At 69.3% G+C, this 12,127-nt stretch carries 13 protein-coding genes; 4 read left to right on the top strand and 9 right to left on the bottom strand.

All coding sequences use genetic code 11. The features are described from left to right. The 3 genes from ACT6S0_RS23115 to ACT6S0_RS23105 all read left to right on the top strand — a co-directional run. Positions 1–855: leucyl aminopeptidase (locus ACT6S0_RS23115; RefSeq protein ID WP_444766111.1), on the top strand; the 855-nt coding region annotated here is incomplete at its 5' end. 57 nt (positions 856–912) lie between these two features. Continuing rightward, entirely contained in the window at positions 913–1,761 is an 849-nt protein-coding gene (locus ACT6S0_RS23110) for a DUF6597 domain-containing transcriptional factor (protein WP_444766110.1), read from the top strand. A 241-nt stretch (positions 1,762–2,002) separates the two neighbouring features. Beyond that, the gene (locus tag ACT6S0_RS23105; protein ID WP_444766109.1) at positions 2,003–2,446 is read left to right on the top strand and encodes a VOC family protein; all 444 of its coding nucleotides are present in this window, start codon (positions 2,003–2,005) and stop codon (positions 2,444–2,446) included. 177 nt (positions 2,447–2,623) lie between these two features. Here ACT6S0_RS23105 and ureC read toward each other — a convergent pair whose 3' ends face one another. The 7 genes from ureC to apbC all read right to left on the bottom strand — a co-directional run bounded on the left by ureC (position 2,624) and on the right by apbC (position 7,754). After that, positions 2,624–4,342 (bottom strand): urease subunit alpha, encoded by a 1,719-nt coding sequence (gene ureC / locus ACT6S0_RS23100; protein ID WP_444766108.1) that lies wholly within the window; start codon positions 4,340–4,342, stop codon positions 2,624–2,626. Then, entirely contained in the window at positions 4,339–4,644 is a 306-nt protein-coding gene (locus ACT6S0_RS23095; protein WP_444766107.1) for an urease subunit beta, read from the bottom strand. Before ACT6S0_RS23095 ends, ureC begins: the two co-directional genes overlap by 4 nt. Beyond that, entirely contained in the window at positions 4,644–4,805 is a 162-nt protein-coding gene (locus ACT6S0_RS23090; protein WP_444766106.1) for a hypothetical protein, read from the bottom strand. The genes ACT6S0_RS23095 and ACT6S0_RS23090 overlap by 1 nt, the downstream gene beginning before the upstream one ends. Positions 4,806–4,808: 3 nt before the next feature. Continuing rightward, entirely contained in the window at positions 4,809–5,111 is a 303-nt protein-coding gene (locus ACT6S0_RS23085; protein ID WP_444766105.1) for an urease subunit gamma, read from the bottom strand. Positions 5,112–5,214: 103 nt separating this feature from the next. Continuing rightward, complete coding sequence (locus ACT6S0_RS23080; RefSeq protein ID WP_444766104.1) at positions 5,215–5,793, bottom strand: nitroreductase family protein; 579 nt, start codon at positions 5,791–5,793, stop codon at positions 5,215–5,217. Between the two features lie 5 nt (positions 5,794–5,798). Further along, positions 5,799–6,653: a putative selenate ABC transporter substrate-binding protein gene (locus ACT6S0_RS23075; protein WP_444766103.1), complete on the bottom strand. Its 855-nt coding sequence runs from the start codon at positions 6,651–6,653 to the stop codon at positions 5,799–5,801. A gap of 6 nt (positions 6,654–6,659) precedes the next feature. Beyond that, positions 6,660–7,754, bottom strand: coding sequence for an iron-sulfur cluster carrier protein ApbC (gene apbC / locus ACT6S0_RS23070; protein ID WP_444766102.1), 1,095 nt, complete (start codon positions 7,752–7,754; stop codon positions 6,660–6,662). A 201-nt stretch (positions 7,755–7,955) separates the two neighbouring features. Between apbC and ACT6S0_RS23065 the strand changes: the two genes are divergently transcribed. Further along, positions 7,956–10,211 (top strand): TonB-dependent receptor plug domain-containing protein, encoded by a 2,256-nt coding sequence (locus tag ACT6S0_RS23065; RefSeq protein ID WP_444766101.1) that lies wholly within the window; start codon positions 7,956–7,958, stop codon positions 10,209–10,211. A 22-nt stretch (positions 10,212–10,233) separates the two neighbouring features. Here ACT6S0_RS23065 and ACT6S0_RS23060 read toward each other — a convergent pair whose 3' ends face one another. Continuing rightward, on the bottom strand, positions 10,234–11,178 hold the full coding sequence (locus ACT6S0_RS23060; RefSeq protein WP_444766100.1) for a TraB/GumN family protein: 945 nt from the start codon (positions 11,176–11,178) through the stop codon (positions 10,234–10,236). A gap of 134 nt (positions 11,179–11,312) precedes the next feature. Further along, the coding region (locus ACT6S0_RS23055; protein WP_444766099.1) for an EAL domain-containing protein at positions 11,313–12,127 on the bottom strand (815 nt) is incomplete at its 5' end.

Here is a 12,127-nt window from a genome sequence, read left to right as displayed (position 1 = left end):
GTGCTTGGCCCGCCCGAAATGGCCCGGCTGGGCATGGGCGCCCTGCTTGCCGTCGCGCGCGGCAGTCGCGAGCCGCCGCGGCTCATCGCCGTCGAGTACCGCGGCGCGCCGGGCGGCGGCGCGCCGCTGGTGTTGGTGGGCAAGGGCATCACCTTCGACGCAGGCGGCCTGTCCCTCAAGGCGGCGGCCGACATGGAGGAGATGAAGTTCGACATGTGCGGCGCCGCCAGCGTGCTCGGCGCGCTGCAGGCGGCCGCCGTGCTGCGGCTGCCAATCAATGTTGTCGCCCTGGTGCCGGCCGCCGAGAACATGCCGGGCGGCAATGCGCTCAAGCCCGGCGACGTGGTCACCACGCTGTCGGGCCTGAGCGTCGAGGTGGTCGACACCGATTCCGAAGGCCGCCTGGCCCTGGCCGATGCCCTCACCTACGCACGGCGCTACGAGCCGGCGGCCGTCATCGACGTGGCCACCCTCACCGGCGCGATCGTCGGCGCCCTCGGCCCGGTGGCCAGCGGCCTGTTCGCCAACGACGAGCGTCTGGCGCACGCGCTGCGGCAGGCCGGCGACCGCGCCTGGGACCGCGCCTGGGCGATGCCGCTGTGGGAGGAGTACCACGCGCCGCTGAAGTCGCCCGTCGCCGACCTGCCCAACATCGGCGCCCGCGACGATTGCGCCGGTATTGCCGCGGCCTTCCTGTCGCGCTTCACCGAAGGCCTGCCCTGGGCCCACCTCGACATCGCCGGCACGGCCTCCACGCCCGCGCCCCAACCGCTCGCGACGGGGCGGCCGGTGGGGCTGCTCGTGCACTTCATGGCGGGGTGGGCGAATGGCCGGTCGGCAGCTCAAGCCGGATGACGCCTGCGCCGAAGGCGCGCCTTGCTTGTTCCAGCCTTCGAAGCTACAAGCGCGGCCATGTTCCTGAGCCAACGCCCCGCCGCGCCGCTGGCCGCCCATGTGGACTGCCTGTGGTACAGCGCCCGCGGCGCGCTGCCGCACACACGCGAGCGCAGCCTGCCCACCGGCTGCGCCGACATCGTGGTGCCGCTGCTGCAGGATCATCTGGTCCGCTACGACGACGCGTCGGGCCTGGCCGCCCGCCACCTGCGCGGCGCCATCGTGCAGGGCGCCTTCGACCGCTTCGGCCTGCGCGGCACCGAAGGCCCGTCGGCCGTGGTCGGCGTGCACTTCCGGCCGGGCGGCGCGGCCGCCTTCTTCGGCGGCGCGCTGCGCGCGCTGCGCAACCGCACCGAGCTGCTCGAAGACTTGTGGGGGCCGGCGGCTCGCACGCTGCGCGAGCGACTGCAGGCCGCAGCGTCGCCGCAGCAGGCCTTGCAGGTCATGCACGGCCACCTGCTGCAGCGGCTGCAGCACGCGCCACCGCCGGACCCTCTGTCTGCGTTCGCCATCCTGGCCTTCGGCCGCGACCCCGGTGCCGCCCGCGTCGCACCGGTGCAGCGCGCCAGCGGCAGCACCCCGTCACAGTTCATCCACCGCTTCGAGCAGGCCGTAGGGCTGACGCCCAAGCGCTACGCCCGCGTGCTGCGCCTGGGCGAGCTGCTGCCCACGCTCGCGCGCTGCGGCCCGCGCGACTGGGCGCAGCTTGCAGCAGGTGGCGGCTATGCCGACCAGTCGCACCTGATCCGCGAGTTCCGGCTGCTGACCGGCCTGGCACCTGGCGCCTACCGGCCGGTGCGCAGCGACCAGCCGACGCATGTGGCCGTGCCCGAGCCCGAGCCCGCCCCACCATTCGGCGCGCCCTGAAAAATATCCAATACGCGCGCCGCCCGGCGCTCTAGGCTGCGGTCACCGCGGCCTGTGCCGCTCAGAGGCTGAGAGGGAATCCGGCGTGCCCGAAAGGGCGCTCCAAAGCGCCCCAATCTAGGCGCAAAGCACAGCCGTAGCTCAGGCGACGGCGAGCATTTGCAACGACGAGTGGAGGGTTTTGGGGCGACAAGGCGGGTATGTTGGATTTCCTCTCACCCTCACTCCAGGAGTTGTCGAAATGAACGCCATCCACGAGGTCTTTCCCTATCTGATGGTGCGCGACGCCAAGGCCGCCATCGCCTTCTACCAGCAGGCCTTCGGCGCCACCGAGCTGTTCCGCCTGGTCGAGCCTTCGGGCCGCATCGGCCACGTCGAGCTGCAGCTCGGCCCCGTCGTGCTGATGGTGTGCGACGAGTTTCCCGAGTACGGCATGGTCGGCCCGCAGGGCGGGCAGTTCACCGGCTGCACCATCCACCTGCATGTCGACAACGCCGACGCGATGGCCGAACGTGCCGTGGCCGCCGGCGCCACGGTGATGATGCCGCCCACCGACCAGTTCTATGGCGAACGCTCCTGCCGCCTGCGCGACCCCTTCGGCCACGCCTGGCTGCTGGGGCATTCCATCGAGAAGCTCAGCCCCGAGGAGATGCAGCGGCGGTACACGGCGATGATGACGGGCTGACAGGCGTCGCGCGGCCCTGCGCCGGCCTTCTCCGGACGACGCCGCGCTCCCGCAGCTGGCCAATCTGCTCGGCCGTCATTGATGTTCCATCCCGCAACGCGTGAGGGGCACTGAAGCTCGGCAAGTTGGGTTGAACGACGCGGACCCCAACCTAAAAATGCAATGCCGTTGGCGCGCTTAGAACAAGAAATACCTCTGCGCCATCGGCAACTCCTTCGCCGGCTCGCAGGTCAGCAGCACGCCGTCCGCCCTCACCTCATACGTCTGCGCGTCGATCTCCATCACCGGCAGGTAGTTGTTGAGCAGCATGTCGGCCTTCCTGACCGAGCGGCAGCCCTTCACCGGCACGAGGGTCTTGGCCAGGCCCAGCTTCTCGACGTTGCCCTGGCCGGACTGGCTGACAAACGTCAGCGAGCCCTGCGCCAGCGCGCCGCCGAATGACCCGAACATCGGCCGGTAGTGCACCGGCTGCGGCGTCGGGATGCTGGCATTCGCGTCGCCCATCGCGGCAGCGGCGATGAAGCCGCCCTTGAGGATCAGCGACGGCTTCACGCCGAAGAAGGCGGGCTTCCACAGCACCAGGTCGGCCCACTTGCCGACTTCGATGGAGCCGACCTCGTGGCTGATGCCGTGGGCCAATGCGGGGTTGATGGCGAGCTTGGCAAGGTAGCGCTTCACCCGGGCGTTGTCGTTGCCCGCGCCGTCACCGGGCAGCGCCCCGCGTTGCACCTTCATCTTGTGCGCGGTCTGCCAGCAGCGCAGCGAGACCTCGCCCACGCGGCCCATGGCCTGCGAGTCGGACGAGAACATGCTGATGGCGCCGAGGTCGTGCAGGATGTCTTCGGCGGCGATGGTCTCGCGGCGGATGCGGCTCTCGGCAAAGGCCAGGTCCTCGGCAATGCCGGCATCCAGGTGATGGCAGACCATCAGCATGTCCAGGTGCTCGTCCAGCGTGTTGACGGTGAACGGGCGCGTCGGGTTGGTGGAGCTGGGCAGCACTTCTGGCAAGCCCACCACACGCATGATGTCCGGCGCATGGCCGCCGCCGGCGCCTTCGGTGTGGAAGCTGTGGATGGTGCGGCCCTTGAAGGCGGCAATCGTGTCCTCGACGAAGCCGCTCTCGTTGAGCGTGTCGGTGTGGATGGCGACCTGGGTGTCGGTCAGCTCGGCCACGTTCAGGCAGTTGTCGATGGCCGCGGGCGTGGTGCCCCAGTCCTCGTGCAGCTTCAGGCCGATGGCACCGGCGTCGATCTGCTGCATCAGCGCCTCGGGGCGGCTGGCGTTGCCCTTGCCCAGGAAGCCGAGGTTCATCGGGAAGGCCTCGGCGGCCTTCAGCATGGTGGTGAGGTGGTGAGGCCCGGGCGTGCAGGTGGTGGCCAGCGTGCCGGTGGCAGGGCCGGTGCCGCCACCGATCATGGTGGTCACGCCGCTCATCAGCGCCTCTTCGATCTGCTGCGGGCAGATGAAGTGGATGTGGGTGTCGATGGCGCCGGGCGTGACGATGAAGCCCTCGCCCGCAATGATCTCGGTGCCCGGGCCGATGACGATGTCCACGCCGGGCTGCACGTCGGGGTTGCCGGCCTTGCCGATGGCCGCGATGCGGCATCCGCGCAGCCCGATGTCGGCCTTGACGATGCCCCAGTGGTCGAGGATGACGACGTTGGTGATGACGGTATCCACGGCATCGCCGGGGCCGGGGCCGTTGATGCGCTGGGACTGGCCCATGCCGTCGCGCACGGTCTTGCCACCGCCGAACTTGACCTCTTCGCCGTAGCCACCGGCGCGCAGCGTCAGGTCTTGCTCGATCTCGATGATGAGGGCGGTGTCAGCCAGGCGCCACTTGTCGCCGACGGTGGGACCGAGCATCTCGGCATAGGCGCGTCGAGAAATCTTCATAGTTTTCCCTGCACCAGGCCACGGAAGCCGTGAACGACGCGGTCACCGCCCAGGTCGACGAGTTCGACCGTGCGCGACTGGCCCGGTTCGAAGCGCACCGCCGTGCCGCTGCAGATGTTCAGGCGCATGCCGCGCGCGGCCGCGCGGTCGAAGCCGAGGGCCGCGTTGGTCTCGGCAAAGTGGTAGTGCGAGCCGACCTGGATGGGCCGCGTGCCGGTGTTGGCGACCTTGAGCGTCAGCGTGCGGCGGCCGGGGTTGAGTTCATGCTCGCCCTCGGCGGTGATCAGCTCGCCGGGGATCATCACTTGCGGCCTTTGCTGAACCACCAGATGGCAACGCCCGCCGCAGCGACGAGGGCCAGCGTGGCCAAGCCGTCCCAGCCGTGCAGGTGGGGGCCGGCGGGGCCGTGGCCTTCGTGGGCAAGCGCGGGGGCGGCGGTCAGGAGCAGGGCAAGTGCACGCATGGTTCAGGCAATGGGTTGGTGGACGGTGACGAGCTTGGTGCCGTCCGGGAAGGTGGCTTCGACCTGGATCTCGGGGATCATCTCGGCGATGCCGTCCATGACGTCGTCGCGCGACAGGATCTCGCGTCCCTCACTCATCAGCTGCGCGACGGTCTTGCCATCGCGCGCCCCCTCAAGGATGGCGGCGCTGATGAAGGCGACGGCCTCGGGGTAGTTGAGCTTCAAGCCACGCGCACGGCGCCGCTCGGCAAGCAGCGCTGCAGTAAATAGCAGCAGCTTGTCCTTCTCACGTGGAGTCAGTTCCATCTCGCGTCGCTCGATTCTTTAAGTTCAGCACGTGCGGCCGGCGATACCGGCCGAACTCTTGGCGTGAGTTCCATCTGGCTCTCTTCGTTCCGGCTTGATTTGACTATGGCTTGCAAGGCGGGTGCCAGTCGATCAGCACCTGCCCGGGGTCGGGTTTGCGTGCCGGGCCGGCGGGTTGGCGGGCGGGCGTGCCCAGCGCGATCCAGCCGACCAAGGTCTCACCTTGCTCGCAGAACGCCGCGGCGATGGCCGGATCGCGCACCTTGGCGCCGCTGAGCATCTTGCCGCCGAAGCCCAGCAGATGCGCTGCGGTCAGGAAGTTGCTGACGGCGCCACCGACGGCCGCCCACTGCTCATGCGCCGGCACCAGCGGGTGGCTGACGTCGATGCGCGCGACGACGGCGATGGTGACGGGCGGTTTCAACGCGCGCTCGACATCCAGTGCGGCGCCCTCGCCACCCTTGCCCGCCGCGCGCGCCGCGTCTGCAAACAGGGCGGCCATGCCCTCTTTGGCAGCGCCACGCACCAGCTTGAACCGGTAGGGCACCAGTTCGGCGTGGTCGGGCGCGCGCAGGGCGGCCTGGGCCATCAGAGCGAGCTGCGCGTCGCTGGGCCCCGGCTCGATGAGGTGCTTGGGGCCGACCGAGTAACGCGTCAGGAGCGCGTCGAGACCGGTCGGCACCTCGCTCATTTCAGGAGCCCGGCGCTCTCGGCAGCGGCCTTGATGCCGTTGTAGTTCTCGGGCTTGCTGGGGATGAAGCGCGTCGCGCGCTGCAGGCCGAGGATTTCCTTGCCCTGCGGCGTGGCCGGGTCCAGCGCCAGGAAGGCGGCCTTGATCTTCTCGCGCAGGGCCTCCGGCATGTCGGCATGAACGGACCAGTTGTAGTCGTAGTACGGCGGCGTCGTGAAGAAGACCTTGACCGTAGCTGGGTCGACCTTCTTCTCGGCCACGAACTTCTCCCATACCGAAATGTTGAGCGCGCCGGCGTCAACCTTGCCGCTGGCCACCGCGGCGATGGTCGCATCATGGGCGCCGCTGAAGGCCACGCGCTTGAGGTCGGTGTCGGGGTTGACCTTGGCGCCCAGCAGGAAGCTGCGCGGCATCAGGTGGCCCGAGGTGGAGCTTTGCGAGCCGAAGCTCAGCGTCTTGCCCTTGAGGTCTTCGAGCTTGGCGATGCCGCTCTTGGCGTCGGTGATGAAGACGGAGCGGAACTTCTCGTCCTCCTCGCGCTGCACCAGCGGCAGCACCTTGCCGCCCGAACGCGTGTTGGCCTGCACGAAGGTGAAGCCGCCGAACCAGGCCACGTCGACCTTTTTGTTGACCAGGGTCTCGACGGCGGCGGCGTAGTCGGTCACCGGCGTCCACTCGACCTTCATGCCCAGCTTGCTCTCCAGGTAGGCGCCCAGCGGTGCGAACTTGCGCGACAGCTCGGTCGGCGACTCGTCGGGGATGGCGGTCACGCGCAACACCTGCTGGGCTTGGGTGGCCGTCGCGCACAGTGCAAGGCTGGCCAGGAGGAGGCGGCGGGAAAGACGGGTCATGGAACTTCAGCTGTTCTTGGAGATGGAAATGGTTGGGAACCTGGACGAGTAGTCCTTGCTCTGGGCGGCGAGCTTGGCGGCGACCTTGCGGGCCAGTGCCTTGTAGAGCGCGGCCACTTCACCGTCGGGCTCGGCGGCGACGGTGGGCCTGCCGCTGTCGGCCTGGGCGCGAATACTCATGGCTAGCGGAAGCGACGCGAGCAGCTCGGTGTCGTACTGCGCCGCCATCTTCTGGCCGCCCTCGGCGCCGAAGATGTGCTCGGCGTGGCCGCAGTTGCTGCAGATGTGCACCGCCATGTTCTCGACGATGCCGAGGATGGGGATGCCCACCTTCTCGAACATCTTCAGGCCCTTCTTGGCGTCGATGAGGGCGATGTCCTGCGGCGTCGTGACAATGACGGCGCCAGTGACGGGCACGCGCTGCGAGAGCGTCAGTTGGATGTCACCGGTTCCAGGCGGCAGGTCGATGACGAGGTAGTCCAGCTCGCGCCAGTTGGTCTGCCGCAGCAGCTGCTCCAGCGCCTGGGTGGCCATGGGGCCGCGCCAGATCATGGCCTGGTCGTCGTCGACGAGGAAGCCGATGGAGTTGACCTGCAGGCCGTGGGCGATGTGGGGCTCCATGGTCTGGCCGTCGTGCGAATCCGGGCGGCCATGGGCGCCCAGCATCAGCGGCTGGCTGGGGCCGTAGATATCGGCATCCAGCACACCGACGCGCGCGCCTTCGGCCGACAGCGCCAGGGCCAGGTTGGCGGCCGTGGTGCTCTTGCCGACCCCGCCCTTGCCGGACGCGACGGCAATGATGTTCTTCACACCCGGCAGCAACTGCACACCGCGTTGCACGGCATGAGCGACGACTTCGGTGCTGATGCCCACACTGACCTCGCCGACGCCGGGCAGCTGGCGCGCAGCAGCGGCGACGGCCTCGCGCAACGCCGCATGCTGGCTGGCAGCGGGGTAGCCCAGCTCGATGTCGACCGCCACGCTGGCGCCGTTCACCCGCACCGACTTCAGCGCCCGGGCTTCGCCCAGCGTGCGGCCGCTGCCGGGGTCGAGCACGGCTTGCAGCAGGGGTTGAAGCTGGGCTTCGGTGATGGTGGTCATGGCGGGCATTCAGTCACGGGAAACAGGCCCAGCAGTCTAGGCCCTCGGCACTGCCGTAGCTGCCCGCGGGCCCGGGCCGGGCAGATGCCCACGCACCCCGAAAACGTCATCCCGGTGACTGAATGGCAGCATGCCTGTAAAGAAAGCTTGCGTTAACCGCCCCGCCACAAGCGGGCCGGGACCGCATGGCAAGCTGATGCGATGCGACTCCTTCGAATCCCCGCCGCCGCCGCCGTGGTGGCCTGCGGCCTGCCGGCCGCCTTTGCACAGACCGCCCCCACCCCACCCGCTGCCGCAGCCTCGGCAGCCGCAGCGCGCCCGCCGGCCAGGCCGGCGGCGGCGCACGCCCAGGCGGCCGAGCAGCTCAGGCGCGTGGAGATCTCGGGCACGGCCAGTGACGACGCCATTCGCCGTGCGTCCACCGCCAGCAAGATCGTCATCACGCGCGAGGAGATCGAGAAGTTCGGCGACTCCACCGTCGGCGAGGTGCTCAAGCGCCTGCCCGGCGTGTCCACGGGTGGCCGCCCGGGCCGCGGCGGCAACGTGCGCATGCGCGGCATGGGCGGCGGCTTCACGCAGATCCTCGTCGACGGCGAGCGCATGCCGCCCGGCTTCTCGCTGGACCAGCTGCCGCCCGAGCAGGTGGAGCGTATCGAGGTGCTGCGCGCGCCGACAGCCGAGTACGGCACACGCGCCGTCGCCGGCACCATCAACGTGGTGCTGCGCGAGCCGCTGAAGAAGAAGCTCAACGAGTTCCGCGCCGGCGTCAGCATGGAGCGCGACAAGCTCAGCCCCAACTTCAACTGGAGCCGCAACGACAGCTTCGGCGCCGGCCACACCTACACCCTCAGCCTGAACGCGTCGCGCGGCGAGCGCGGCGACGACGTCATCAGCGACACCGTGCGGCTGAACCGCGCCACCGGCGCCGAGTCGCTGCAGGTCACGCGCGGCCACAGCGAGGACACGCGCCAGGGCCTGAACCTGAACGGGCGCGTGCAGATCAAGCTGGGCGGGCAGGACAGCCTGACCCTCCAACCCTTCGTCGTGACGAGCAAGTCGCAGAGCCGCTCCGACATCACGCGCACCACCACGCCCGCGCCCGCCTCACCGCTGTCGGGCGACTTCGACCGCGCGCAGAGCGAGGCAGACAACCGCTTCACGATGGCGCGGCTGAACGCGCAATGGATGTTGCGGCCGCACGCCGATACGCGCGTCGAGCTGCGCGGCGGCGTGGGCGGCGCCAGCGGCGAGAGCCACAGCCTGCGCCAGGAGACCCTGCGCGGCACGCCGTCGCGGCTGCAGCAAGACCGCACCGACAGCCGCGACCGCAGCTGGAACCTGGTGGGCAAGTTCTCGCGCACGCTGGAGAACGAGCACAGCCTCGTCTTTGGCGCCGAAGGCGAGGGCAGCACCCGGCACGCCACTCGCACGACGCGGGTCAACGGCAGCCTGCAGCAGGGCCTGGGCGACTTTGGCGACGACATGGATGCATCCACGACCCGCTTGGCGGCCTATGCGCAGGACGAATGGAACGTCGGCAAGCAGTGGGACTTCTACGCCGGCCTGCGCTGGGAAGGCATCAAGACCGAAAGCCGCGGGACGACCGGCGGCGTCAGCAACAGCTCCAGCGTCTTCTCACCGCTGGCGCATGCACGCTACAAGCTCGACGCCGGCGGCCGCGAGGCCGTCCGCATGAGCCTGACGCGCAGCTACCGCAGCCCGCAGCTGAACGACCTGATCGCACTGCGCACCACCAACAGCAACCTGCCGCACGACATCACGACGCCCGACCGCGCCGGCAACCCTGACTTGAAGCCCGAACTCGCCTCGGGCCTGGAGATCGGCTACGAGAAATACCTCGAAAAGGGCGGCCTGCTCAGCGCCAACTTCTTCGCGCGCAGCATCAGCAAGCTGATCCGCAACGTCACGGAGTTCGAATCACAGACGCAGCGCTGGGTTGCGAGGCCACGCAACCTCGGCAAGGCCAGCACCATGGGCCTGGAGCTCGAGGCCAAGTTCCGGCTGGACGAATACTTCGAGGACACGCTGCCCATCAACGTGCGCAGCAACGTCAGCTTCTTCACGTCCAAGGTGGACGGCCTGCCCGGGCCCAACAACCGCATCGAGGGCCAGCCCAAGGCGACGGCCAACCTGGGTTTGGACTACCGGTTGCGCTCGGTGCCGGTGTCGCTGGGCGCATCGCTGAACTGGACGCCGTCGTCCACCATCCAGCAGTCGGTGTTGACCGAGGTGACGGCGAACCGCAAGCTCGTGACCGACGCCTTTGCGACGTGGAACATCACGCCCGAGCAGTCGCTGCGACTGTCGGCCAGCAACCTGGCGCCGCTGGACTACTACACGGGCAGCATCAGCACGACGGACGCGCAGATCATCACCAGCCGAAGCGGTGGGCCGAGCCATACGCAGTGGCAGCTGCGGTGGGAGATGAAGATTTGAGCCGGCGGCGCGGCTCCTGACCTCAATAGGCCACGCGCTCGACCTCGAAACCGCGCTCCTGCAGCAGACGCGGCAGGGCCTTGGGACCGGTCATGTGCAGCGTGCCCACGGCAGCCAGCACCGGCTTGCCTTTGCCATGTTCCTCGGCGATGCGGTCGGCCAGGCCCGGGTTGCGGTCATCATTCATGCGACGCATCAGGGCCACCTCTTGCTCGGTCGGCACGCAGTCGCAAAGCTTGGCAGGCGAATCCATGGCATCCAGGTCACCGCGCTCCCAGGCCTGGCCGATGCGGCGCAGCGCGGTGCGGCTTTCCTGATTCTTCAGGCCGTCCAGCGTCAGCTGGAGCATGGCGCGCGCTTCGCCCGCATCGGCCGGCACCAGCAAGGCGAGCTGGCTTGCGACGGATTCGAGGGCGACGATCGGCCGCTTGAGCGCCTGGGCCGCACCGAGCAGCACAGCCTCCTGGGCAAAGGCAGGGTCCAGGCCGTCGCGGCGACCGGCCAGAGACACATAGGTGACGGCCTGCATCACCGGGTGCAGGGCAGCGAGGGCCGTGCGCGGCAGGCAAGCCGCGTCGGCCTCGGCATCCAGCCGGGCCTGCTCTTCACGGGTCAGCTGCAGCTTCGCGCCCTTGGCCTGAGCGGCCTGCACTTCGGCCATGAAGCCGGGGGCTGTCGGGTCGATCTCCACGGCGATCACCTCGGTGGCGGCCACGGCGGCCTGCAGCTGCGGTCCCGGCGCCGTCCAGGCGAGCTTGCCCACATGAACCGTTCCGTAGAGGTAGGACGTGCGGCCGTCCTTGCGCAGGCGCCACATTGCCCCGCGATCCTTCGCGGCGGCGCGGGCCTCCTGCAGCTGTTGGGCCGTCGGCATCTGCACGACGGGCGGGCAGCCGGCATCGCTGGCCTGCGCTGCGGGCAGCCACAAGCCAAGGACTGAAACGAGGGTCACGAGAGAAAGGCGCATCGGGGCTTGTGTGTAGTGAGCGGTTGCGAGGCGCACTGTATCGACTCGGCGCGCAGACTTCGGGAACGAGTTCCGGTGAATCTCACCACCCGTGCTGGGCGAGGGACCGTCTGAGCCGTGAGTGCCGGGCCGGCTCAGGACCCGGCGCGGTTCGGGCCCGCCGTCACCCACGGCCCCGTCAACCCATCGAGCTCACAGTCCCACAAGGCCTGTGCATCCATCGCATCCACGACACCCTCGCCGTAAACCTTGAGCGCCAGGCTCCTCAGCATGATCACCATGCCGCGCACGAACGCCGCGCGCCCTGCCTCGCCGGCCACGCCGAGCAGCACGGACGCATCGAGCTTGACGTAGTCCAGCCCCGCCTGGTAGAGCCGATCAACCTGAGCGAGGCCCGCGCCCGCATGCTCCAGGCCGAGCCTGACGCCAAGCGGCCGCAGCTGGCGGCCGAACTCCAGCAGGCGCTCGAAGTGCTCGGTCGCCGCGGCCTCGCTCAGGTCCAGCAGCAGTGAGCGCGCCATCTGCGGAGAGGGGTCAAGCAGCTCGCGCAGCTGCGGCAGGAAACCCGCGTCGGCCAGCGAGGCCGGCGCTACATTGACGCAGCGCGCCTGGCCGTCGGCCGCGATGGCCTGCAGGGCCAGGCCGATGGCGAAGAGGTCGACCTGGGCCGTCATGCGCGCGCGCACCGCCAGCGGCAGCCAGATGGTGGCGGCCTGGAAGTCTGCGTCCAGCCGCAACTGCAGCGGGCATTCGAGATGCAACATGCGGCCGGTGCGGTCGCGCACCGGGAACTCGACAAGGCGGCCGCGCTGCTGCGCGACCGCATCCTGCAACTGTGCGCGCCACAGGCCCTCGCCCTGCTCGCGGCCGACGCCGGGCTCGGCCACGACGATCTCGACGACCAGGCCGCCGCGTGACTCGTTCTGATGTTCGGCGCGCGCCAGCGCGG

Origin of the sequence: Roseateles sp., assembly GCF_052436255.1 — a bacterium.
GTDB lineage: Bacteria > Pseudomonadota > Gammaproteobacteria > Burkholderiales > Burkholderiaceae_C > Pelomonas.
The sequence above is the reverse complement of the archived record's forward strand: the minus strand, read 5'-3'. Positions and strand labels throughout refer to the sequence as shown.

What these genes read in the sequence shown, in the direction of transcription:
- ACT6S0_RS23075 (WP_444766103.1), bottom strand. Translation starts at nt 6,653, where the DNA reads ATGACCCGTCTTTCCCGCCGCCTCCTCCTGGCCAGCCTTGCACTGTGC.
- ureC (WP_444766108.1), bottom strand. Translation starts at nt 4,342, where the DNA reads ATGAAGATTTCTCGACGCGCCTATGCCGAGATGCTCGGTCCCACCGTC.
- ACT6S0_RS23105 (WP_444766109.1), top strand. Translation starts at nt 2,003, where the DNA reads ATGAACGCCATCCACGAGGTCTTTCCCTATCTGATGGTGCGCGACGCC.
- ACT6S0_RS23060 (WP_444766100.1), bottom strand. Translation starts at nt 11,178, where the DNA reads ATGCGCCTTTCTCTCGTGACCCTCGTTTCAGTCCTTGGCTTGTGGCTG.
- ACT6S0_RS23065 (WP_444766101.1), top strand. Translation starts at nt 7,956, where the DNA reads ATGCGACTCCTTCGAATCCCCGCCGCCGCCGCCGTGGTGGCCTGCGGC.
- ACT6S0_RS23090 (WP_444766106.1), bottom strand. Translation starts at nt 4,805, where the DNA reads ATGCGTGCACTTGCCCTGCTCCTGACCGCCGCCCCCGCGCTTGCCCAC.
- ACT6S0_RS23085 (WP_444766105.1), bottom strand. Translation starts at nt 5,111, where the DNA reads ATGGAACTGACTCCACGTGAGAAGGACAAGCTGCTGCTATTTACTGCA.
- apbC (WP_444766102.1), bottom strand. Translation starts at nt 7,754, where the DNA reads ATGACCACCATCACCGAAGCCCAGCTTCAACCCCTGCTGCAAGCCGTG.
- ACT6S0_RS23095 (WP_444766107.1), bottom strand. Translation starts at nt 4,644, where the DNA reads ATGATCCCCGGCGAGCTGATCACCGCCGAGGGCGAGCATGAACTCAAC.
- ACT6S0_RS23110 (WP_444766110.1), top strand. Translation starts at nt 913, where the DNA reads ATGTTCCTGAGCCAACGCCCCGCCGCGCCGCTGGCCGCCCATGTGGAC.